The sequence below is a fragment of the Fimbriimonadaceae bacterium genome (genome assembly GCA_019638795.1).
Taxonomy (GTDB): Bacteria; Armatimonadota; Fimbriimonadia; order Fimbriimonadales; family Fimbriimonadaceae; genus JAHBTB01.
The window spans coordinates 72,427-93,977 of record JAHBTB010000003.1 but is presented as its reverse complement, the minus strand read 5'-3'; the positions used below and the strand labels follow the sequence as shown (position 1 = coordinate 93,977).

General features: G+C 65.2%; 22 protein-coding genes. 14 read left to right on the top strand and 8 right to left on the bottom strand.

Annotated features, from left to right (window positions below):
• Positions 1-25: 25 nt before the first annotated feature.
• The 3 genes from KF857_05420 to KF857_05410 are packed head-to-tail and all read left to right on the top strand — an operon-like array spanning position 26 to position 2,053.
• Positions 26-421 (top strand): FKBP-type peptidyl-prolyl cis-trans isomerase, encoded by a 396-nt coding sequence (locus tag KF857_05420; GenBank protein MBX3111432.1) that lies wholly within the window; start codon positions 26-28, stop codon positions 419-421.
• A gap of 10 nt (positions 422-431) precedes the next feature.
• Entirely contained in the window at positions 432-1,307 is an 876-nt protein-coding gene (locus KF857_05415; GenBank protein MBX3111431.1) for an ABC transporter permease, read from the top strand.
• A complete protein-coding gene (locus tag KF857_05410; protein ID MBX3111430.1) occupies positions 1,304-2,053 on the top strand; it encodes an ABC transporter ATP-binding protein in 750 nt (249 codons plus the stop codon). The genes KF857_05415 and KF857_05410 overlap by 4 nt, the downstream gene beginning before the upstream one ends.
• Here KF857_05410 and KF857_05405 read toward each other — a convergent pair.
• On the bottom strand, positions 2,007-2,936 hold the full coding sequence (locus KF857_05405) for a glycosyltransferase family 2 protein (GenBank protein ID MBX3111429.1): 930 nt from the start codon (positions 2,934-2,936) through the stop codon (positions 2,007-2,009). The genes KF857_05410 and KF857_05405 overlap by 47 nt on opposite strands.
• A gap of 30 nt (positions 2,937-2,966) precedes the next feature.
• Here KF857_05405 and greA point away from each other — a divergent pair, with 30 nt between their 5' ends.
• From greA to dtd, 5 genes are all read left to right on the top strand, one after another.
• The gene (greA, locus tag KF857_05400; protein MBX3111428.1) at positions 2,967-3,437 is read left to right on the top strand and encodes a transcription elongation factor GreA; all 471 of its coding nucleotides are present in this window, start codon (positions 2,967-2,969) and stop codon (positions 3,435-3,437) included.
• The gene (locus KF857_05395; GenBank protein ID MBX3111427.1) at positions 3,376-4,086 is read left to right on the top strand and encodes a hypothetical protein; all 711 of its coding nucleotides are present in this window, start codon (positions 3,376-3,378) and stop codon (positions 4,084-4,086) included. Before greA ends, KF857_05395 begins: the two co-directional genes overlap by 62 nt.
• 255 nt (positions 4,087-4,341) lie before the next feature.
• Positions 4,342-5,067: a 3-deoxy-manno-octulosonate cytidylyltransferase gene (kdsB, locus tag KF857_05390; GenBank protein MBX3111426.1), complete on the top strand. Its 726-nt coding sequence runs from the start codon at positions 4,342-4,344 to the stop codon at positions 5,065-5,067.
• Between the two features lie 54 nt (positions 5,068-5,121).
• Positions 5,122-7,332 carry a bifunctional (p)ppGpp synthetase/guanosine-3',5'-bis(diphosphate) 3'-pyrophosphohydrolase gene (locus KF857_05385; GenBank protein ID MBX3111425.1) on the top strand — a complete coding sequence of 737 codons (2,211 nt, stop codon included), beginning with the start codon at positions 5,122-5,124 and terminating at the stop codon, positions 7,330-7,332.
• A complete protein-coding gene (gene dtd / locus KF857_05380; protein ID MBX3111424.1) occupies positions 7,329-7,781 on the top strand; it encodes a D-tyrosyl-tRNA(Tyr) deacylase in 453 nt (150 codons plus the stop codon). The genes KF857_05385 and dtd overlap by 4 nt, the downstream gene beginning before the upstream one ends.
• Here dtd and KF857_05375 read toward each other — a convergent pair.
• A complete protein-coding gene (locus KF857_05375; protein ID MBX3111423.1) occupies positions 7,778-8,461 on the bottom strand; it encodes a helix-turn-helix transcriptional regulator in 684 nt (227 codons plus the stop codon). The two genes, dtd and KF857_05375, sit on opposite strands and share 4 nt — an antisense overlap.
• Before the next feature lie 303 nt (positions 8,462-8,764).
• On the opposite strand from KF857_05375, the gene KF857_05370 reads away from it, so the two are divergent.
• Positions 8,765-9,589 (top strand): sugar phosphate isomerase/epimerase, encoded by an 825-nt coding sequence (locus tag KF857_05370; protein ID MBX3111422.1) that lies wholly within the window; start codon positions 8,765-8,767, stop codon positions 9,587-9,589.
• Here the strand turns inward: KF857_05370 and KF857_05365 are convergent.
• From KF857_05365 to KF857_05355, 3 genes are read right to left on the bottom strand one after another with little or no spacing between them, the layout of a single operon-like run.
• Positions 9,573-10,844, bottom strand: coding sequence for an MFS transporter (locus tag KF857_05365; GenBank protein MBX3111421.1), 1,272 nt, complete (start codon positions 10,842-10,844; stop codon positions 9,573-9,575). The genes KF857_05370 and KF857_05365 overlap by 17 nt on opposite strands.
• Before the next feature lie 14 nt (positions 10,845-10,858).
• Entirely contained in the window at positions 10,859-11,242 is a 384-nt protein-coding gene (locus tag KF857_05360) for a hypothetical protein (GenBank protein ID MBX3111420.1), read from the bottom strand.
• A 32-nt stretch (positions 11,243-11,274) separates the two neighbouring features.
• Positions 11,275-11,682, bottom strand: coding sequence for a hypothetical protein (locus KF857_05355; GenBank protein ID MBX3111419.1), 408 nt, complete (start codon positions 11,680-11,682; stop codon positions 11,275-11,277).
• Between the two features lie 137 nt (positions 11,683-11,819).
• Here KF857_05355 and KF857_05350 point away from each other — a divergent pair, with 137 nt between their 5' ends.
• The 4 genes from KF857_05350 to KF857_05335 are packed head-to-tail and all read left to right on the top strand — an operon-like array spanning position 11,820 to position 16,322.
• Complete coding sequence (locus tag KF857_05350) at positions 11,820-13,217, top strand: aspartate ammonia-lyase (GenBank protein MBX3111418.1); 1,398 nt, start codon at positions 11,820-11,822, stop codon at positions 13,215-13,217.
• Between the two features lie 39 nt (positions 13,218-13,256).
• Positions 13,257-14,012, top strand: a complete 756-nt coding sequence (locus KF857_05345) for an enoyl-CoA hydratase/isomerase family protein (GenBank protein MBX3111417.1) — start codon at positions 13,257-13,259, stop codon at positions 14,010-14,012.
• The gene (locus tag KF857_05340; GenBank protein MBX3111416.1) at positions 14,012-15,511 is read left to right on the top strand and encodes an ATP-grasp domain-containing protein; all 1,500 of its coding nucleotides are present in this window, start codon (positions 14,012-14,014) and stop codon (positions 15,509-15,511) included. Before KF857_05345 ends, KF857_05340 begins: the two co-directional genes overlap by 1 nt.
• A gap of 52 nt (positions 15,512-15,563) precedes the next feature.
• The gene (locus KF857_05335) at positions 15,564-16,322 is read left to right on the top strand and encodes a hypothetical protein (GenBank protein ID MBX3111415.1); all 759 of its coding nucleotides are present in this window, start codon (positions 15,564-15,566) and stop codon (positions 16,320-16,322) included.
• 1 nt (position 16,323) lies between these two features.
• On the opposite strand, the gene KF857_05330 is transcribed toward KF857_05335, so the two are convergent.
• From KF857_05330 to KF857_05320, 3 genes are read right to left on the bottom strand one after another with little or no spacing between them, the layout of a single operon-like run.
• Positions 16,324-17,592, bottom strand: coding sequence for a DUF1501 domain-containing protein (locus KF857_05330; GenBank protein MBX3111414.1), 1,269 nt, complete (start codon positions 17,590-17,592; stop codon positions 16,324-16,326).
• Positions 17,589-19,013, bottom strand: coding sequence for a DUF1800 domain-containing protein (locus KF857_05325; GenBank protein ID MBX3111413.1), 1,425 nt, complete (start codon positions 19,011-19,013; stop codon positions 17,589-17,591). The genes KF857_05330 and KF857_05325 overlap by 4 nt, the downstream gene beginning before the upstream one ends.
• Complete coding sequence (locus tag KF857_05320; GenBank protein MBX3111412.1) at positions 19,010-19,519, bottom strand: hypothetical protein; 510 nt, start codon at positions 19,517-19,519, stop codon at positions 19,010-19,012. The genes KF857_05325 and KF857_05320 overlap by 4 nt, the downstream gene beginning before the upstream one ends.
• 134 nt (positions 19,520-19,653) lie before the next feature.
• Here KF857_05320 and KF857_05315 point away from each other — a divergent pair, with 134 nt between their 5' ends.
• Positions 19,654-21,543: an NPCBM/NEW2 domain-containing protein gene (locus tag KF857_05315; GenBank protein MBX3111411.1), complete on the top strand. Its 1,890-nt coding sequence runs from the start codon at positions 19,654-19,656 to the stop codon at positions 21,541-21,543.
• Positions 21,544-21,551 lie beyond the last annotated feature (8 nt).

The following is a 21,551-nucleotide window of genomic DNA, read 5'->3' as shown; positions in this document are numbered from 1 at the left end:
TTTTCCACCGTCTGGAACGGTGAGCATGGACGCTTTGGTTCTCGGGATGGTGCTGGGGCACGTCGCCAGGTCCCCGGAGGTGCAGAAGCCGGTCGTCGTTCAGGTCCTTTCCGACAAGAAGGGCGAGGGCCGTGCCGCCGGACTCGGGGACATCGTGACCCTACGACTTGTCGCCCGTCTCGACGACACCGTCGTCTATGACACCGACCGGATCGGCCTGCCGTACACCTTCGTCGTCGGGCAGAAGGGCACGGTACCGTTCCTGAGCTATGCGGCCTTAGGGATGCGTCGAGGCGGGGAGCGGAGGGTCAAGGTCGGCAAGTCCGACACCGGGGGAGTCTCGGGCGTGCGCGGTCTGTTGCCTGCCGGGGTGCCCCTCACCGTAGACCTCAAAGTCCTTGCCGTCAAAGCTGGCGAGTAGAATCCGGCCCATGCGCGAGGAATTCAGGGAGCTCTGGCGCTTCAGGGAGCTCCTGCTCGCCATGGTGGAGCGCGAATTGCGCATCCGCTACAAGAACAGCGTCCTCGGCATCGCTTGGTCGCTTCTCAACCCGTTGGTGACGGTCTTTGTCATGCACTTCGTGCTGAAGAACGTCATGCAGAACGGCACCAAGAGCTTTAGCTTGTTCATTTTAGCCGCCTATCTGCCGTACATGTTCTTTCAGATGTCCATCTTGGACTCGGCCCAGTCTGTCGTCACGGCCTTGCCAGTGGTCAAGAAGGTCTATTTCCCCCGCGAGATACTGCCCTTAGCGTCGGTAGCGAGTAACGCGGTGCATTTCTTGATCGCCTTGGTCGTTTACTTTGTCTACGCTTTCGGGGTTTGGGCGGTGTTCGGGTTCAAGGACCCGACCGTTTCGTACCGTGTCGTCTTCCTTCCCGTCCTCTTGGTCATCCATTTTGCCTTGACGACCGGACTGTCGCTTGTTTTCTCGGCCCTTAATGTCTTCTACGAAGATGTCAAGTACATGCTCACCATCACGCTGTACCTGGCGTTCTTTTTGTCTCCAGTCATGTACTTTGCCGAGACGGTGTTCGAGGCGACGCGCAAGTACGGCGCTTTGTCCGACGTCCTGTACAAGCTTTATATGCTGAACCCCGTGGCGACACTTTGCACGGTTTATCGCAAAGCTTTGGTCGCTCCCGGCGATGTCCAAGTGATCCGTGACGGGCATGCCATCATGGTGCCGTTCCAGCGGGTCGACTGGGTGATGTTCGGCGTCGCGACAGCCCTTTCGTTCATCGCGTTGGTCGGCGGCTACGCCTTTTTTAACCGCATGAAATGGAAGTTCGTGGAGCGCCCATGAGCGAGGTCCTCGTCAGCGTCCAGGACGTCCACAAGGAGTTTGTCCTGACCCATTCTGGGGCCGCGTCCCTCAAGACCCTCCTGCTGTGGTGGAAGCGGCGGGACAAGGAGACGCTCCATGCCTTGCGTGGGGTGAGCTTCGACGTCCGGCGAGGCGAGAGCCTGGCCCTCGTCGGACGCAACGGGGCGGGCAAGAGCACCTTGCTGTCGCTGGTGTCGCGCATCTATAAGCCGACGACCGGACAGGTGGTCGTCAACGGTCGCCTCGCCCCCTTGCTCGAACTGGGAGCCGGTTTCCATCCCGACCTGACCGGCTTAGAAAACGTGCTCTTCAACGGCATGATATTGGGGCTGACGCGCAAGCAGGTCCACCAGCGCCTAGAGCAGATCGTCGATTTCGCCGAACTGGAGAGGCACATTGACGCGCCGGTGCGGACCTACTCCAGCGGCATGTTGGCCCGGCTAGGTTTTGCCACCGCCATCCACGTGGACGCCGACGTCCTCATCATCGACGAAGTCCTCGCCGTCGGGGACTTCACGTTCGAGACAAAGTGCTACGACTTCCTCAGCAAGTTCCGGTCCGCAGGCGGCACCATCATCTTTGTCTCCCACAACCCCGCTTCGGTGCTTCAGGTGGCGGACCGCTGTGTCTGGCTGAAGGGTGGGCTGGTCGAAATGGACGGTAAGCCGGAGGACGTGCTCACACGCTATCAGGCGGACGTGGCGGCCCCAAACGAGGGGCTGTGAATACGCGCCACCATAACCTGGCTTGGTCTCGCCGGAGGCACAGAGCGTAGGCAAGCAGCCGGGCCAGGGCGCCGAGGCGGTCGATCGCCCAACAAGTCGCCGAAGCCACCACGCCGTGGTGGATGGCAAAGTACAGTTCTTTGCCCGCGTTGTACCGGGCAACGGACGTCCACCGCGCCGCCGCGCTGCTGGCCCCCAGTTCATGGACGAACGCGGCGTCAGGGACGAACAAGACCTCGCCGTGTCGGCGGAGCCGAAGGCAGAGTTCGGTGTCTTCGCAGTAGAGGAAGAACCGCTCGTCAAACCGCTCGACGGGCCGCATCATGAGGCACGCCCCCATGACCTGTTCGACCGGAGACGGGTCCTTGTCAGGAAGCCACGGGTTGAGCCAGTAGCCGTTGAAAAGCCTGGACCCGCGGAGAAGCTTTTCGAGGGCGGTCTGCTCGCAAAAGACCCGCCAGAGAGTCAACCGGGAGCAAGCAGAGGCCTGGGGCCGCCCGTCAGGGAACCGCAGCGCGCCACCGCAGGCGACACAGCCAGGCCGGGCGACGACGTCGGCCAGTCGGGCGACCGCACCAGGAGCCGGCCGGGCGTCGCTGTTCAGGAGCAAGGCGACCTCGCCGGACATGACGTCCAAGCCTTGGTTGTTGGCCGCACCGAACCCGACATTGCGGGGATTGCGGACAAGGACAACGGAAGGGAAATGGGACGCCACCATGTCCGGTGAGCCGTCCTGGCTGGCGTTGTCGACCACCACGACCTCGTCCGCTCCCGAGCCGGGGGCGGTGAGGGCGGCTAGGCACTCTTTGAGCAAGCCGGACGTGTTGTAGCTCACCACGACCACCGAGACGCGGGGTCGACCAGGCGGGGTGTCTACGGCCATGGGGCGGCCCATGATATACTCCGAAACCCCATGTCACATGAGGTCTTGCTGTCGCAGGAAGGTTACGACCGCCTGAAAAAGGAGCTTGAGGAGCTGAAAAGCTCCGAGCGGCAACGCGTCGCGGACAACATCCGCGAGGCGAAGAGCCATGGTGACCTGAAAGAGAACGCGATGTACCACGAGGCGAAGCTGAACCAGACCCGTCTGGAGTCGCGTATCGCCGAACTGGAGCACACCCTCCAGATGGCCAAAGTCGTCACAAGGTCGGCGGCCGACGCCGGCAAGGCGCATCTGGGGAGCCAAGTCACGCTGGAGGACTTGGAATGGGGCGGCACGCTCACCATCGACTTGGTCGGGGCCTTTGAGGCCGACCCGGCCAACGACAAGATATCGGTCGACAGTCCGCTGGGGGCGGCCTTGATCGACAAAGTGGCAGGGGATGAGATCGAAGTCCAAGCTCCCGCTGGCAAGCAGCGCTACCGCGTGGTCACTGTCGCTTAGCCTGGCCCTGTTGTCGGCCGGTTGCGCCACGGGGCCCGCACCGGCGGCCTCGGCGGCACCGACGGCCACGCAAGCCAAGGCTGCGCCACGGACACAAGACACCGCGCCGACCCTGCCGGACTCCTTGGCCAAGAGCGACCTCTACATTTTCTCGGCGGGTGGGCGGATCAGCTACGGCGACGACATCGACGTGGCGCTGAACGAGGGCGGGTTCAAGCGGCCCGAGCGGTCGGCCAGCGTCAACCGCGTGCCCGGCGGCCTGGGGAACAACTACCAGTGTTACGGCTGGGAGACGGCCAACCGGGCGTTCGGCGTCTTGGCCCGCAAGGGCAAGGTCGTCTTAGCCCTCGACACCTACGAGCACGCTGACCAGCAGGCGCTGGACGACCTGCGTGCCGCCTATATCAAGCTGAACGGGCAGCCCGTCAGCGTCGAAGGCACCCACGTCCACTACGATTTTTGGTCGACCGGCGAGGCCCGTTTGATGTTGTGCTCGACCGTCAACGAGTTGGGAGTCTTGTCCTTTTCCGTCGCCCTGGGTAACCGCGACTTGATGACCTTTTTCCGCATGGACCCGGAGTCGGCGAAGGACGACCAAGCCGCTTCGGACCGGCTCTTCACCACGCGCGGGACGACGTCAGGAAACTAATCGCGCGTTCCCAGCGTCAAGAAGGGTGGCGCCGGAGATATCCGGCGACTATCGCACACGCAGGAGGTGGTGCCCTTTCATGGACAGTAGAAAACGGAACCACCAAGGAGAAGGCGGGTTTTAGCGACCCGATCTTTCGAGACGGATTTGTGATGAACCCGTCTCCTTGGTGAAAACCAACCCAAGCCCGACCTCCTGCAAGGGGTCGGGCCGTTTCATTTTTGGCCTGGCCCAGGCCGGGTACCTTCGACCAAAATGCGTTGCCTCGTCGTGATCCCCGCCCGCATGGCCAGCACGCGGTTTCCGGGCAAGCCGCTCGTCGACTTGGGGGGGAAGCCGATGGTGCAGTGGGTTTGGGAAAAGGCCCGGGCGAGCGGTGTGGGTGACCACGTGGTGGTCGCGACCCCCGACGACGAGATCGTCTCCGCCGTCCGGCGGTTCGGCGGGGACGCGGTGAAGACGAGGGACGACCATCCGAGCGGCACTGACCGCCTCGCCGAGGTCGCCGACTCGCTCTCAGCGGAGATTTACGTCAACGTCCAGGGTGACGAGCCGATGGTCGAGCCCGAGAACATCCGGCTTTGCGCGCGCCCCCTGCTCGAAGATCCGGCCGTCATGATGGGCTCGGTCATGGCCGAATGCCCCGAAGGCGAGGCGGACAACCCTGCCGTCGTGAAGGTCGTCACCGACCTTGGCGGCTACGCACTCTACTTCAGCCGGCACGCCGTGCCATACCCGCGCAACGACAGGAAGGCTCCGCTCTACAAGCATGTCGGACTCTACGCGTACCGGCGGGAGGCCGTCTTGGCGTTTGCGACTTGGTCGCCCACCCCGCTGGAATCGGCCGAGTCGCTGGAGCAGCTGAGGTTTCTGGAGCATGGGGTCAAGATCAAGATGAGCCTGGGCACCGCCGCGGCCACAGGGGTCGACACCCCCGAACAAGCGGAGGCGGTACGGCAAGCCCTGCGGGGCCTGTCGTGACAGAACGACTATAATCAAGGTCAACCCTTCAACGGCGAAGGCCAGAGGTCACTGATGGCCACGCCTGCCCCAAGCTCCAGCAACGACCCCGTCCAAGACGGGCTGGTCCGCTTGTCGGCGAAGATTCGGCACCACTACCTCGACGCCGACCTCGACTTGGTCATTCGCGCCGTCGAAACCGCGGCCAAGGCCCATGAAGGGCAGACCCGCAAGAGCGGAGAGGCCTACGTCCTTCACCCAATCGAGGTCGCCGAGATCGTCGCCGACCTGGGGATGGACGTCGAGTCGGTCGCCGCCGCCATCCTCCATGACGTGTTGGAGGACACGGACCTGACTCCGGAAACGATCACCGCCCAGTTCGGCCCGACCGTCCTGCAACTGGTCGAGGGGGTCACCAAGCTTCAGCTGAACATCCAACCCGAAGCCGACGCCCGTCAACGCCGCGCGGCGGAGACGGCACGGGCCGCCGAGACCCTGCGCAAGATGCTGTTGGCGATGGCCAACGACTTCCGGGTCATGGTCATCAAACTGGCCGACCGGCTGCACAACATGCGCACCTTGGGGGCCCTGCCCGCGGCAAAGCAGACGAGGATCGCCAACGAGACCCTGGACATCTACGCGCCCCTCGCCGCCCGCCTCGGAATCTGGCAGGTGAAATGGCAACTGGAGGACTTGGCGTTCAAGACCCTGCACCCCGACGAATACCGCAAGATCAGCGAACTGGTCGCGAACACGAGGGCAGAGCGGGAGGAGCAACTCAACGAAGCGACCGAGGTGCTCCGCAAGCGTCTGGACGAGCGCGGGCTGACGACCGCCAAGATCAGCGGGCGGCCCAAGCACCTCTTCAGCATCTACAACAAGGTCTACCTGCACGGGGTGCCGTTCGAAGAGATCTACGACATCATCGCGATGAGGATCATCGTCGACGAGACGTACCAGTGTTATCTGGCCCTTGGTGTGGTCCACGAGCTCTGGTTGCCCATGCCAGGGCTCTTCTATGACTACATCGCCAGCCCCAAACCGAACGGCTACCAATCGTTGCACACCAAGGTGTTGGGGCCGGGCCAGGGCCCCCTGGAAGTGCAGATCCGCACGAAGCACATGCACGAGATCGCCGAGTACGGGGTCGCCGCGCATTGGAGCTACAAGGAAGGCAAGGCTGACGCCGCCCATGACAAGTTCGGCGTCCTGAGGCGTCAGCTTTTCGACTGGTCAAGCGACAACCGGACGTCATCCGACTTTCTTCGCAGCGTCAGCACCGACCTCTTCAGCGAGCAGGTGTTCGCCTTCACGCCGAAAGGCGACGTCCTCGACTTGCCCCGCGGCTCGACGCCGATCGACTTCGCCTTCCGCGTCCACTCCAGCCTCGGCCTGACCCTGATCGGCGCGAAGATCAACGGCACGATGGTTTCGCTCGGCACCGAGATCAACAACGGTGACGTGGTCGAGCTCGTCACGAGAAAGGACGCCAAGCCAAGCTTGGACTGGCTGGAGTATGCGAAGAGCCCCCACACCCGCACCAAGCTCCGCGCCCACTTCCGCAAGAAGAACAAGGACGTCAGTGCCAACCGAGGGCGAGAGGCCCTGGAGAAGGAGCTGCGCAGCCAGGGGATGGACCCTCGCATCTACCTTGGCGAGGACAAGATGGCCGACGTCGTCAAACACGTCGCCAACTGCGAGAACGCGTCGGACGTCTTTGCCCGCGTCGGCGAGGGGTTGACCAGTGTCCAGGCCGTCGTCGACCGCCTCAAATCGACCCTGCCCCAGCAAGAGCACCCTGTCTTCAAGACCCGGGCGCGGTCGATCGAGCCGACGGTCATCACGGCGGGGGTCGACAACATCGACCTCAAACGCGCCAAGTGTTGCCAACCGGTGCCGGGCGAGGAGGTCGTGGGCTATGTCACGCGGGGCCGGGGCATCGTCATCCACCGCAAGCTGTGCCCCAACGTCAGCCGGCTGGAGGAAGCCGAAGCGGACCGCGTGATCCCGATCCGCTGGCCCTCGGACGGCAGCCTGTACCCGATCAACATCAAGATCGTGTGCGGCGACCGCCAGGGCCTGCTCATGGACATCTCCACGATCTTTGGCGAAAGCAAGACCAACGTCAGCGCGGCGCGGATCCAGACCCTGCCCAACCACACCGCCGAGATCGACGTGACCATCGACGTGCGCGACACCCAGCACCTGCGCGACCTGATGGCCAAGATCAGCACCTACAGCGACGTCATCTCGATCCTGCGCGTGATGGGGCGGGGCGGCAAGTGAGGGCGGTGGTCCAGCGGGTCGCATGGGCCCGGGTGACGGTGGACGGCCAGGTGACCGGCGAGATCGGGCCCGGTCTGGCGGTCTTGGTCGCGGCAGGGAGGGCATCGACCGGGCAGCAGGCCAAGAAGTTGGCCGACCGGATCGTCGGCATGCGCATCTTTAGCGACGAAGCAGGGAAGATGAACCTTTCCCTTGCCGACCTCCCCCGGGTCGATGGGCCTCGGCTGCTCGTGGTCAGCAACTTCACTCTGTACGGCGACGCCTGGGCGTCGCGGCGGCCCAGCTTTGGGGGCGCTGCCGCCTATGCCGACGGTGAGAGGCTCTACGAGGACTTTCTGGCCGAACTTGACCGGCTGGGTTGGCCGGCCGCCACCGGTGTCTTTGGCGGTGACATGAGGCTTGAGCTTCTCAACGACGGCCCCGTGACTATGGTGGTGGACAGCCCCTAGTCTTCGTCATCCTCGTCCTTGAGCCGCCGGAGAACGAGCTTCCTGCCCGTCGCGGCCTTGAACCTCTGGGCCGATTCGTTGAACGCAGGGACCGAGAGGGTCACCAGCGACGCCCGGATGCCGTCTTCACGGTCGAGGGCGACATACTTTTCCACCAGGGCCGTGGCTTCGGCGCGGAACCGGCGGAGGTCCTCGGGCGACAGGCGGGCCGTCTCCATCCAGAAGTGATGGGGGACCTGCAGACTGATGTCGAAGTCTTCCAGCTGGAAGGCCGCGGTGCGGTCGCGGTCAAACCGCCGCCACAGGGCCTGGAACCCCCGTCGCCGCTCGAAGTCGTAGTCGGGGCTGACCGGTGGGCCCTTCGTGACGAGTTTGACCGACGACCGGACATAGGCTTCCTCGGTGCGGGCGTGGCGCCGTCGGGTGTCGGCGACCAGGAGGAGGCCGACCTTCAGGAGCTCGTTGGTGTGATAGCGCACCGATTGGGCCGACTTGCCGATGATCTTGCCGACCTCGGCCACCGAGAGAGGTGTCCGGGAGCTAAACGTCCAGAACACCATCGACCGACTGCTGGAAGCAATGGCCCGCACTTGGTCTAGGGTGAACTCACTCACATCGGCCTGGCCCGGCCACATCGGAGGGTGCCCGTCGGCGTAGAGTTTTGGCTTGGCGTCGCTCATCGGTTACCGCGTTTGACATTCAGGACGGCTCATCCGCCCAATCAGCGCTCTTCCTCCAACTACGTGAAACAAACTTCGCAAATCGCGTCACTAGGCATTATGCGCCAAAAAACTTGTGATGTGGTCTATTTTCGTATACACTCATTGGCGGAGAGAGGATCGACGCTCTGCGTCGACCACGACTGAGGAAAGCACGTCCTTTCCAGTGGGACTGCGGACTATGCATCACGCTCGTTGCTCCCCTTGTCTGGCGACTGGTCAGGCAGGGGAGTTTCTTTTCATGGGCCCGAGTATCCTTGCGTCGTGGAACTGACCCGACGCACCCTTTTAGCCGGAGCAGCCTCGACAGGGCTGGGCATGACACCCGTCGCCAAGGCCCTGCTCTTCGCCGACCCCTATGCGCCGTTCCGGATGGGGATCCAAAGCTACAGCCTGCGCGCCTACCCCCTCGCCCAGGCGCTGAAGGAGACTAAGGCGTTGGGCCTCTCGACGTGGGAGGCGTATCCCGCCCATGTGCCTGCCACCGGCGACCCCGCGAAGCTGGCGGCCTTGATCAAGGCGCACCGAGAGGCTGGGGTCAGGTTGTGGGCTTGGGGCGTCGTCGCCTTTGACGGGGACGAAGTCGCGTGCCGGGCCCAGTTCGAGTTTGCCAAGCGCATGGGGGTAAGGGTCATCAGCGCCGACCCTGCGCCGGCGAGTTTCGTGGTCCTCGACCGCCTTGTGAAGGAGTACGACATCAGAATCGCGATCCACAACCACGGGCCGGGCTCACGATATTCGACCCTCGACCAACTGACGAAGGCGATCGACGGTCACGACCGGCGGATCGGTGTCTGCATCGACACGGGACACGCCCTGCGGAGCAAGCAAGACCCGGTGGAGTGGGCCAAGACACTGGGCAAGCGCGTCCACGGCGTCCACCTCAAAGACGTGAAGGACGCCACCCGGTTCACGATCCTGGGCGAGGGTGACCTGCGCCTGAACGACTTCCTGACCGAACTCCGCCGTAACCAGTTCGACCAATTGATGTCGCTGGAGTACGAAGAGAAGCCCGAAGACCCGCGTGCCGATATCGCGGCCTGCCTAGACGCGACGCGGCGGGCAGTGAAGGCTACCGGGCGCCTTTGATATTGCGGACAAAGACGGTCGACAACAGGAACAGGCATGCCGAGCCGATGCACATGGCGACGTAGCCGGTGCCGGCCTGAGCGTGGTTGAGGGCGTCGATGGCAAACCCGATGGGTGCGACCATGAGCTGGACGATCGTCTCCGCCGAGTGCCAGACCCCCATGTCCGTCCCCGCCCGTTTGACGTTGGGTAACACGTCGCTGACCAAGGCCCAGTCGGCGGCGGCGTAGATGCCGTTGCCGAGCCCAAAGCCAAAGACGAGCAGCCAGATCGTGGTGAAGTCGCGGATGAACCCGACCGGGAAGAGCACAAGGAACACCATCGCTCCGGAGACGACCAAGAGCCGCTTGCGGCCGATCCGGTCGGCGACCCGGGCGGTGTAGACCGAGCCGAGCACTCCGGCGAGGGAGATTGTCAAGGCGATAGCTTGGGCGGCGGTCTCGGCCTTGCCAAGGTCCTTGCCGAAGAGGTGATAGCCCGGTACGGCGAACTTGAGGAAGTTCAGGGCGAAGGCGCTGACCATCGCGAAGGCCAAGGCGACGACGAACCGGTTCAACCAAACGAAGAGGAAGTCGTTGTTCTTGAACGGGGCGACCCAATCGGTGAAGAAGTTGGTCTGGACGTGTTCAGGGTCGACAGTCGCGTGGGGGACGTGGCGGATGGTGTAGGTGGTCCACGCCGCGCACAGAACGTTCAGCCCGGCCACCGCCCCATAGATCACGACTGGGTGTTTGGAAAACATGATGGCGACGACGGCCGAAGCGATCTGTCCGAACAGCTTGAGGCCGCCAAGCACCGAACTGGCGAACCCCCGGTGCTCGCTGGGGACGGTCGTCGCGACCATGCCGGCGTAAGGGCCGGTGGCGATGGAGTCACCGACTTGGAGGAGGAGGAACCCGACGACCAAGGCGACGTAGGTCGTCGCGGAGAACACGGTGAAGGTGCCGACCGCCGTGATGGTCGCCCCGACCATGAGCCAAAGTCCGTGCCGGCCCCAGATGCCGCCAAGCGTCTCGCAAAGCCGTCCCGAGATCGGCGGCCCGAGGGTGACCACGATGGCCCCGATCCCCAGGACCAGGCTCCAACTGCTGTTCGGGTTGGCCGCGTCGCCGAGCTCGCGGGCCCGGTTGGGCAACAAGATGAAAAGGAGGATGAACCACTTGTAACTGGTGGCGAACCAGTACGAGCTAAAGCCCAGGTTCCAAGCTAACGAATGCTTGTACGGCGAGGGTGCGCCGACCGCGGCAGCAGACACCGCCCCAGTATGGCTCAGCGGGCGGCGACGGCGGGCGCGCCGTCGCCGGGCTCTCCGGCATGGTGGTCATGGTTGTGGGGAAGCAAGGCGACCGACACGACCAAGGCCGCGACGGCCCACTGCACGACGATCCTCACCTTGCGCTCGCGGACGTGGCCTTCGCAGACGACCCCGTGGTTGGGGCAGACCTTGGGCTTCTGGTACGCCAAGACGAAGCCTATCGCGAGGGTGACGAACGAAACGCCGAGGAACAGGGGCCGATACGCCTCCAAGGCCATGAGCCAGCCAGCGCTGATGGACGCGCTCCCGAAGGCGAGGACCAGGCTGGGGCCGCAACAAGGGATGTGGGCGGCCAACGACGTCAGCACTGTCCCCACCGCCACCCGGCCCGCGTTCATATTGCTAGTTTGTTGCAATAAATCGACGAAGATCAGGGAGAGGGACTTTTTTTCAACTTTTTTGCAATGAGGAAGCCGGCGACACCGAACGAAGCGGCAACAATGGCCCCGGCCCATTTGACCGCACCGGTGAACGCCAAGAGCGACTTCATCCGGAGCGGATAGACCTTGAGCTTCGTGAGTTTCTCGCGGTCGAGAAGGACCTCACCGCCCGGGCCTCGCTGATCCAGGGTGGCCTGTGGCACGTCGACAACCATGTCTTCGGGGGGGCCGACCACCTCATAGCCGGGGCCGCCAAGGAGCTTGTCAGCCGCCGTGACCTTGACGATCTGGGTGGACTTGGCCCGGGCAGAGAGTGACGATTCGGCGAACTGTGCACCGACCGACGCCAAGACACCCAGCACGGCAACCGCCCAAAGGGCGACAGGGACGTGTTTCATTTGTTCAACACTCAGGAAGAGCCGGCCCCGCGAAGCCCCGGGGCCACATCCTTCAGACGGCCAGGAAGTCCAAAACGGTGAAGAGTGCCCACTGATGCGGGCCCGTGACCCCGGCCCGTGCCGAATAAACTGGCCCCATGTCCACCCGCGTCGAACGTGACTCACTTGGTGACGTCCTTGTCCCCTCGGACGCCTATTGGGGAAGTCAGGCGGAGAGGAGCCGCGGTCTCTTCCAGATCAGCGGCTTGACCGAGCACCCCCGCATGGTCGACGCCTACGTTTTGCTGAAGAAGGCCTGTGCGCAGGCGAACACCGACCTTGGCCTTCTGGACGGTGACCAAGGCCGGGCCTTGGTCCAGGCGGCCGACGAGGTCCTCGGGGGCCAGTACCGCGACCAGTTCCCGGTCGACGTCTTCCACATGGGGGCGGGCACGAGTTTCAACATGAACGTCAACGAGGTGTTGGCGAACCGGGCCGAGCAGATTCTCGGAGGCAACCTCGGCGAGTACAAGCTGGTCAACCCCAACGACCACGCCAACTATGGGCAGAGCACCAACGACACGTTCCCGACCGCGATGCGGATCATGGCGCGGCTGTTGCTCGACCCGCTGTTCCACCAGGTGGACCGCCTCGCCGACGCCCTGGCCGCCAAGGGGGTCGAGTTTGACAACGTCCTGAAGAGCGGGCGCACCCACCTCCAGGACGCGGTGCCCGTCCGTCTCGGTCAAGAGTTCACCGCCTACGCGGTGAGCGTCCGCCGTTGTCGCCGGTGGCTGGAGAACGCCGCCGAAGAACTGGAAGAGTTGGGGATCGGCGGGAGTGCCGCAGGCACCGGGCTCAACACCCACCCCGAGTACCGCTTCAAGGTCGTGGCCAACCTGCGCGAGTACACCGGCAATGATTGGCGCAACAGCCCCGACATGCGCGAGGCGATGCAGAGCCAGATGTGCATGGGAGCCCTCGCCGCCGGCCTCCGCCTCTTGTGCCTGGAACTCACCCGGATCACCAACGACCTGCGGTTGCTGTGTTCTGGCCCACTCACCGGCCTGGCCGAGATCGTGCTGCCACCGGTCCAGCCGGGCAGCAGCATCATGCCGGGCAAGGTCAACCCGAGCATGGCGGAGAACCTCAACATCGTCTTGTTCCAGGTGCTCGGGCAGTGCCAGACCCTGGACTACTGCGTGCAGGCCGGCCAACTTGAGCTGAACGTGATGATGCCGGGGATGGCGTTTGCCGCCCAGTTTGCCCTCAAGATCTTGGCCAACACGCTGGACACCTTCACCGACAACTGCGTGGTCGGCATCACCGCCAACGTGGAGACGTGCCGCCATTACGCGGAGACTTCTCCCAGCCTGGCGACGGCCCTAAACCCCCTGATCGGATACAAGGCTGCCGCCGACGTCGTGAAGACCGCGCTCAAGGAGAAGAAACCGATCCCTCAGGTCGTCCGCGAGAAGGGGTTGGTCGACGAGGAGACCTTGGGCAAAGCCCTTGACCCGGCCTTGCTCACCGAGCCGGGTATTCCGGGCTCCTAGCGACGCTTCCGCCGACCAAGGGGTCTGCCATACTGGGCCATGCTCCAGGTGACGCAGGACGGCGCGGTGTTGCGCCTGACCCTCGACCGGCCCGAAGTCCGCAACGCCTTGGACGACCGGCTCATCGCCGCCATGGCCGACGCGGTCGGCGGGGCACCGGCAGGGACAAGGGTCATCGTCATCGAAGGGGCGGGAAAGGCGTTCTGCGCGGGCGGCGACTTGGAGTGGATGCGACGGGCGGCGACCTACACCCGCGAGCAAAACATCGCCGACGCCGTTTCTCTTGCCGGTCTGTTCCGAGGTCTGGTGGAGTCGCCGGCCGTCGTCGTCGCCAAGGTCCATGGCGCGGCCTTTGGAGGTGGTTCCGGCCTTGTCTGTTGTGCCGACGTCGCCGTCGCCGCCCATGGCACCCTGTTTGCCTTCAGCGAGGCAAAACTCGGGCTTGTCCCCGCGACGATTTCGCCCTATGTGGTCGGCAAAATCGGCGCAGGCCATGCGCGGGCGCTCTTCACGACCGCGGAAGTCTTCGACACGGACCGGGCGCAGCGTATCGGCATGGTCCACCACGCGGTGGACCTGGACATGTTGGACGCCAAGGTCGACGAGGTGGTCGCCGGTGTCCTGCGGTGCGGGCCGGAGGCCGTCGCCTCGTGCAAGGCCTTGGCACAGGCCGCCCCGTTGACGGCCGAAGAGGCGGCGACCCTGCTTGCCGACGCGAGGGCCGGCGCTGAAGGTGTCGAAGGCGTCGCCGCCTTCCTGGAAAAGCGCAAGGCCAGCTTTGTGGTGGAGCTCTGATGCGCAAGGTCTTGGTCGCGAACCGTGGCGAGATCGCCGTGCGCGTCATCCGGGCCGTCCGCGAGGCCGGACTTCGGAGTGTGGCGGTCTATTCCGACTCGGACCGAGAGGCGATGCACAAGGAACTCGCCGACGAGTCCGTCCGCCTGGGTGGTGAGACCGCCGCCGAGTCGTACCTGGACGTGGCCAAAGTCCTTGACGCTTGTCGGGTGAGCGGGGCCGACGCCCTCCACCCTGGCTATGGCTTCCTCAGCGAGCGGGCGTCATTTTCCCGGGCTTGCCGGGACACCGGGGTCACCTTCATCGGCCCGTCCCCGGAAGCGATGGAGCTGCTGGGGGCCAAGATCGACGCGAAACGGCTCGCTGTGTCCGTCGGCGTGCCGGTGACTCCGGGGCTCTTTGAGCCCGGCGCGTCGGACGACGAATTGCGCGAGGCGGCGGGTCGCGTCGGCTATCCGGTGATGCTCAAGGCCAGCGCGGGAGGTGGAGGCCGGGGGATGCGGGCGGTGACGGGCCCAGACGACTTCGACCAGTCCCTCGCCCTCGCCCGAGACGAGGCCCAAAAGGCGTTCGGCGACCCGACGATGATGTTGGAAAAGCTCGTCCTCGACCCCCGCCACATCGAGGTCCAGTTTGTCGCTGACACCCACGGCCAGGTGGTGTGCCTGTTCGAGCGCGAGTGCAGCGTCCAACGTCGGCACCAGAAGTTGGTCGAGGAGTCCCCTTCGCCGGTCATGACCGACGACCTGTGGCACCGGATGCGGGAAGCGACCACCGCCCTTGTCCGCGCCGCCGGTTACGTGGGGGCAGGAACGGCGGAGTTTATGTTCGACGAGGCTAGCGGGGAGTTTTACTTCTTGGAGGTGAACGCCCGACTCCAGGTCGAGCACCCGGTGACCGAGGCCGTGACCGGATGGGACCTCGTCCGCGCCCAGATCGACGTGGCCGACGGCAAGCGGTTGGATATCGGGCCCGAACTCCTCGCCGGACAGCGGACCCGGTTGGTCGGTCATGCGGTGGAGGCGCGTGTCGTCGCCGAGGACCCCGCCAACGGCTTTGTTCCCAGCGTCGGCCGGATCGTCGGGCTGGCCCTGCCCCAAGGCCCCGGCGTCCGCGTGGACACTGGTTACGGACAAGGGTCGGAGATCAGCCGTCACTTCGACTCGTTAGTGATGAAGGTCGTCGCCCACGGGCCCGACCGTGCCGCTGCCCTGGCACGGCTGTGCGCGGCGCTCCGGGACACCCACGTCCTGGGGGTCAAGACAAACGTGGCGTTCTTGCTCGACGTCTTGGAACACCCGGAGTTTGCCGCGGGTCGGTTCGACACAGGTTTTGTCGGGCGGGAGTTCGGCGATTGGACACCGGGACCGGAACCGGCCTGGCTTGGCAACTTGCTTCCGTTTGCCGCGAGCAGTCCGTCGGGGCCGGTGCCGACAGGGGCCGTGTCGGCCTGGGACGCCTGCGACGGGTTTCGAAACGGGCCGAAACCAAACGCCTGACGGACGTCCGCAACCCCTCTGGGTCGCCGTGTCGTAAATTGAAGGGGTCGGAATGGAGCACCAGCGCACCTATAGCGAACAGCAGGTCAAGGACATCCTGATGAAGGCGGTCGACTTGCAGCAGCAGGGCGCCCTGGCCGGGACCGCCGACGCCAACGGCCTTTCTCGCGACCAGCTGGTGAAGATGGCTACCGAACTGGGGATCGACCCCAAGTACGTGGACGCGGCGATCGACCAAGTGCGGGTCAGCCAGGGCCAAGACAAGGGGGTCCGGTTCCTGGGCATACCACTCTCCCACACGCATGAGGCGGTGGTGGACGGAGAACTGGACCCCGAGCGGTTCGACGTGGTGATGCCCGAGTTGGGCACACCGAACATGAACTCCAACTTTTCTGGCTCAAGCCAGGTGGGGCGGTCGCTCACCGCCCGAGTCTCCAAGGGGTTTGCCTTCGGGCCGATCACGGTCGTCTCCCGCGACGGCAAGACCAAGGTCACCGGCAAGCACAGCGCCTTCGTCGGCTTTATGGCCGGGATGTACCCCGCGATCATCCTCTCCTTTGTCTTGGGAGCGGGCATGATCGCCAAGGGACACCTTGTCGGCGGGCTTGTCGCGATCTTGGGGATCCTCGGCACCGGTCTCGGGTTGTTCACGCTGATGGCCCGAAAAGCAGACCAAGCGATGAAAGAGGTCGTGTCCCGGGTGGCGGCGGTGGTGGCCGACGAGACCCGCGCCCAAGACGTCCGGGACAACCTCGCTCGTCCCACGAGCGTCGCGCCGCAGGACGAGGCCCATGTCGAAGACCGGGCCTGACCTAGCTGAACACGCCCAACCGTCGGGTACCCAAGCCGGGGAACACGTCCTTGACGGCAGAGTTGCCGAGCCTTCGCTCCAGGGCTTCGGCGAGGACGGTGCGGTAGTCGGTCGTGATCCGCAGGTCCCCGGGGCCGGTGCGGTCGCCGCGTCCGAGTCCGGGCCAATCGCCGTAAACCTTGCCGCCGCGGACGCCGCCGCCCATGGCGAAGAGGACGCCGCCCGCGCCGTGGTCGGTGCCGAGGCCGCTGTTCTCCTCGACGCGCCGGCCAAACTCGCTTTGGACGATGACGGTCACCCGGGCCGTCTCGGGGCCGAGGTCTTGTCGGAACGCGGCCAACGTCTTGGCGAGGTCGCCCATCTGCTCGACGAGGTAGGCCTGGTTGACGTGGCTGTCCCACCCGCCCGAGTCGAGGCAGGCGATCTCGAGGCCGACCTTCTGCCGCACGAGGAACGCCACCTCACGCATCGCCTTGCCGGTCGGGGTCTCAGGGTATGTCGCCCCATGTTCAGGTTTGTAGTCCTTAGGATCCAGCCGGTCCAGAGTCTTGAGGACGCCGAGGGTACGCGACCCGGCTTCGGCGAGTTGGTCGTGGGCCTCGGCGTAGAGCCGGTGCAGCCGTTCGCGGGCCGCACCGTCACCCGCTCGGAGGCGGTACTCGGCCAGGGTCTCGACAAGGGTTGCCCCGGTGGCGCCACTCAGGCTTTCGGGCATCGTGTACCCCCAGGCGACCGCCCGCATCGGGGATGTCGCCCCGGCCTGGGTCTCCAGGTGGCGGGCCAGCCACCCGCCCGAGGCCAGGTCCGCTTGGTTGGTCAGGCCCCGTTCCATGGTCGCCATGGCCTCGAAATGGGAGTGGGTGGTGTCGCCGCTACCCACCGCATGGACCACAGCCAGACTGCCGTCCTGCCATGCCGGCTGGAGGGGCGCCAAAGTGGGATGCAGGCCGAAGCGACCGTCTAGGTCGACGCACGTCGGGCCGCCGCGCTTGTCCCCGGGAGGGCGGGTGGCGAGTGCCGGTCGGGCGCGGTAGTAGTCGTCCTCAAAGTACGGCGTGACGAGGTGAAGGCCGTCAGCCCCGCCGCGTAAGAAGACGACGACCAAGACGTGCCGGTCTTGCCGGTCGGTGGCGAACGTCGCTTGGGCCAGGGCCGACCGGGCCGCCAACCAACTCACACCGGCTGACACGAGGGCCCGTCGCGTCCATGTCGCGGTCTGGTCGAGGCCACCGGCCCCGTCACAACTGCACCAACTCGTCAGGTTGTTCATCGCCATTGGAACTCCGGGGCGGCGAGGGCTAGGGCGAGGGCGTCGGGCGTGGGGAGTCCGGCCACCGCATCCCGGACACGATCGGCGACGGGTGAACCCGCCGCCACACCGTAGACACAGCCGACCGGGTCGAGTCCGGTCCGGCGCAGGAGGGCGGCCGCGTCGACGCTTGTCCTGTCCAGCCGTCCGGCGAGGAGGTCGAAGGCGAAGTTCCACCGTCCGAGCAGGGAACCTGTCCAAGCCCGGGTACGGTCGGGGAACCCGTCGGGCATCGGCCATTGGTAAAGGGGCTGGCCCATGTCGGCCAGGTGCTTCTGGACCGCCGTCCCCCCGTCCGTTTGGGCGTCCGTCGCCCGCAGGGCCGAGACGAGATAGTCGAAGGGGCGCTTGACCACCGGACGGCCCCCTAGGGCCGCCGGGTGGCTGGCGACCGCCTTGATCATCGAGGGGATGTCTCCGTCGGTCGCACGGTATGCCTCGGCGACCGCTTCCTCGGCCAGTTTGCCGTCGTCGCCGAGAAAGAACCGGCACAGCTTCTGGGCGATGAACCGCGCCGTGGCCGGGTGGCGGGTGACGATTTCAACGACCCGGTCGCCGTCCGACTCGCCACCACCGGCCGGGATGCGATGTCCGAGGACCACTTTCTCACCGTTGTCGTGGAGCTCCGGACGGAAGACAAACGACCCCTTCTTGCGCAAGAACCCGCGCTCTTCGTCATAGCCGGTCAAGCACCGGGCGACCTCCATGACGTCCTTCTGGGTGTATCCGCCGTGGACGCCGAGGGTATGGAGTTCCAGCAGTTCGCGGGCGTAGTTTTCGTTGGGGTGCGCGGCAGTGCTGTTCTGCTGGTCGAGGAAGACGAGCATCGCCGTGGACCGCGAACTGGCCCGGACCATGTCGGGAAACTTGCCGAGGGCGTGCTTGCGGACGACCTCGCGCTCGTCCATCGGTTTGCGGTAGACGGCCAGGCCCTTGCCCGTGTAGATGTTGAAGTGGTTGGTCCAGAAGTCGACCATGCGCTCGCGCAACTGCCACGGGGAGTAGGTGGCCATGATGATCGCCTTCTGCTGCATCTGGGCGAGCACGGCCTCCCGCTTCCAATCGCGCAAGTCCCATGGGCCGAGCTGTTCGATGTCCAGTCGACGGACCATGAGCTGGACGTCCAGGGGCTCGTCTCCAGGACGGAGTTGTTCGTCAAGCCAGGCTTCCCGGCCCTTCGTGGCCAGGACGGCGACGTCGCTGGGTCGTGGCCCGTAGCCAAACCGGTTGAGGAACCTGGCGTCTTGCTCTTGGCCGGGTCGCGGGGGCTCGGGGCTCGACTTGGTGAACTCACGGACGCCACGGGCCATCCGGTCGCAGCCGGCCAGGGCGACTGCCGAACCCCCCAGAAGACCGAGGGCGGCCCGACGTGAGACGTTCATGCCTCGGCTCCGAAGGGTTCGGGCGCGGTGGCGCGGACAAAGGCCCGCAACCCAGCCCCGACGCCGACCACGAGAAGGACGGGAGCGAAGAGCAGCCAACCGACAAACGGTATCGAAGCGGCGCCGACGACAAGGGCGGCCCCCCGCAGATAACCGGCGAAGGGCTGGTCCGGCCCACCGGCGCCCTTCACCTGTCGGGCGGCGAGGCGCGTCAGTCCGGCCATTCCGAGGAAGGACAGGCAGAGGACGGCGCCGAAGACGACGAACCCGAGTGCTTTCACCAACGGCAGAGGCAGACTGACGAGGACCGTCGCCACGGCCGAGCCGACGATGGTGACGGCCAGGCCGCTGGCAAAGGCGCGGAAGGGGTGGTTTTCCAGTTCCAGGGCGGCAGCCGCCGTCCTGCCGGGAAACATCAGCGCAGCGAACACCAGGGTCGCCCAAGTCGCACAGGCCATGGCCAGCAGGGTGCTGACGATCATCAAGACGTCTCCGATCGTGGTCATCTTTGTCACTCTCCTTGACAGGTCGCGGACGGCCTTGTCCGTCGGTACGGACGCCGGTGCGGCCAAGTCGCAAAAAGGGGCCGTTCGGCCCTTTGGCAGAACCTCCATGAGATGCAATAGACTGGGCGACACCCATGTTCAGCGTCGTCTTGCTTGCCGCCATGGCCGGTGGCGAGGTCCACATCGAAGACCTCGACCTCCGGCACGTCACCCAAGACTGGGGTGAGGTGCATCGCAACCTTTCCGTGGACGGACACCCCCTGTCGGTCGCGGGCCACCGGTATGAGCGCGGCATCGGCACCCATGCGGTCAGCCGGTTTGTCGTCGAACTGGACGGTAAGGCGGAGTCGTTTTCGGCGTTGTGCGGGGTGGACGACGAGGTGACGGCACCGGGTTCGGTGACGTTCAAGGTCGTCCTTGACGGCAAGGAGGTCGCGGCGACGCCGGTCATGAGCAAGGGAGACCAACCTGCCCGGGTCACCGTCCCATTGAAGGGCGCGAAGAAGATGCTCCTCCTCGTCGACGACGGTGGAGACGGCATCGACTATGACCATGGCGACTGGCTGGAGCCGGTGGTCAAGGTCGCCCGCGGGCGGGAGAAGACCGTCCGTGCCTTTGTCCCGCCACCGGAGCCCTTGCCCGAGATCGCCCATGGGTTCGGCGACAAGACGCAGGTCCACGGCCCCCGGGTCCTCGGCTGCACGGCCGGACACGACTTCGTCTGGCGTGTCCCGGCGACCGGCAAGGCGCCTCTGACCTACCGGGCGGAGAACCTACCGGCCGGGTTGTCGCTGGACGAAAAGACCGGGGTCGTGCGCGGGGCGGTCGCGACCGCGGCGGACCACAAGGTGGTGTTTGTCGTCTCCGGCCCCGGTGGTACCGACCGGCGGACTGTCCGGATCGACAGCCGTGGCAACCTCTGCCTGACTCCGCCGATGGGTTGGAACAGCTGGAACTGCTGGGCGTTGGCCGTCACCCAAGACCGGGTACTCGACGCAGCCAAGTCGTTTGTCTCGACCGGCCTGGCGGCTTACGGTTACCAGTACGTCAACATTGACGATAGTTGGGAGGCCGACCGGGGACCGGACGGGATCATCCGCACGAACGAGAAGTTTCCGAACATGTCGTACCTGGCCGAGCAGGTCCATGCCCGTGGCCTGAGGCTTGGCATCTACTCGTCGCCCGGCCCCAAGACTTGCGCCGGGTACACGGCCAGCTATAAGTTTGAGAAGCAAGACGCCGACACCTATGCGGCGTGGGGGGTCGACTACCTGAAATACGACTGGTGCTCCTACAGCTCGGTCGCCCCACAGCCGGATTTGGCCGCCCTCCAGAAGCCGTACCGCCTCATGGGAGGCTTCCTCAAGGCGAGCGGGCGGGACATCGTCTACTCTCTGTGCCAATACGGGATGGGGAAGGTTTGGGATTGGGGCGCCGAGGTCGGGGGCAATTGCTGGCGCACGACCGGTGACATCACCGACACCTGGAACAGCATGGCGGGAATCGGGTTCCAAGGCGACAAGTGGGCGGCTGGCGGCGGCCCGGGGCACTGGAACGACCCTGACATGCTGGTCGTGGGCAAGCTGGGTTGGGGCGAGAAGCTCCATTCGACCAAATTGACCCCTCACGAACAGTTGACCCACATCACGATGTGGGCGCTCCAGGCCGCACCACTACTGATCGGCTGCGACTTGACCCAGATCGACCGCTTCACGCTAGACCTCTTGACCAACCATGACGTCATCGACGTCGACCAAGACGAACTGGGCAAGCCCGCCACCCGCATTGCCGTCGACGGTCAGACCGAGGTTTGGGCGCGGCCCCTTGCCGACGGGTCGACGGCCGTCGGTCTCTTCAACCGGGGTGAGGAGCCGGCGACGGTCACAGCGAAGTTTGGCGACCTCAAGCTGACGGGTCGCCACCGGGTCCGCGACCTGTGGCGGGCGCGTGACCTCGGCGGTTTCTCGGGGTCGTACTCGGCCACGGTGCCCAGGCACAGCGCCGTGCTGGTCAAGGTCTTCTGACGGGGCCG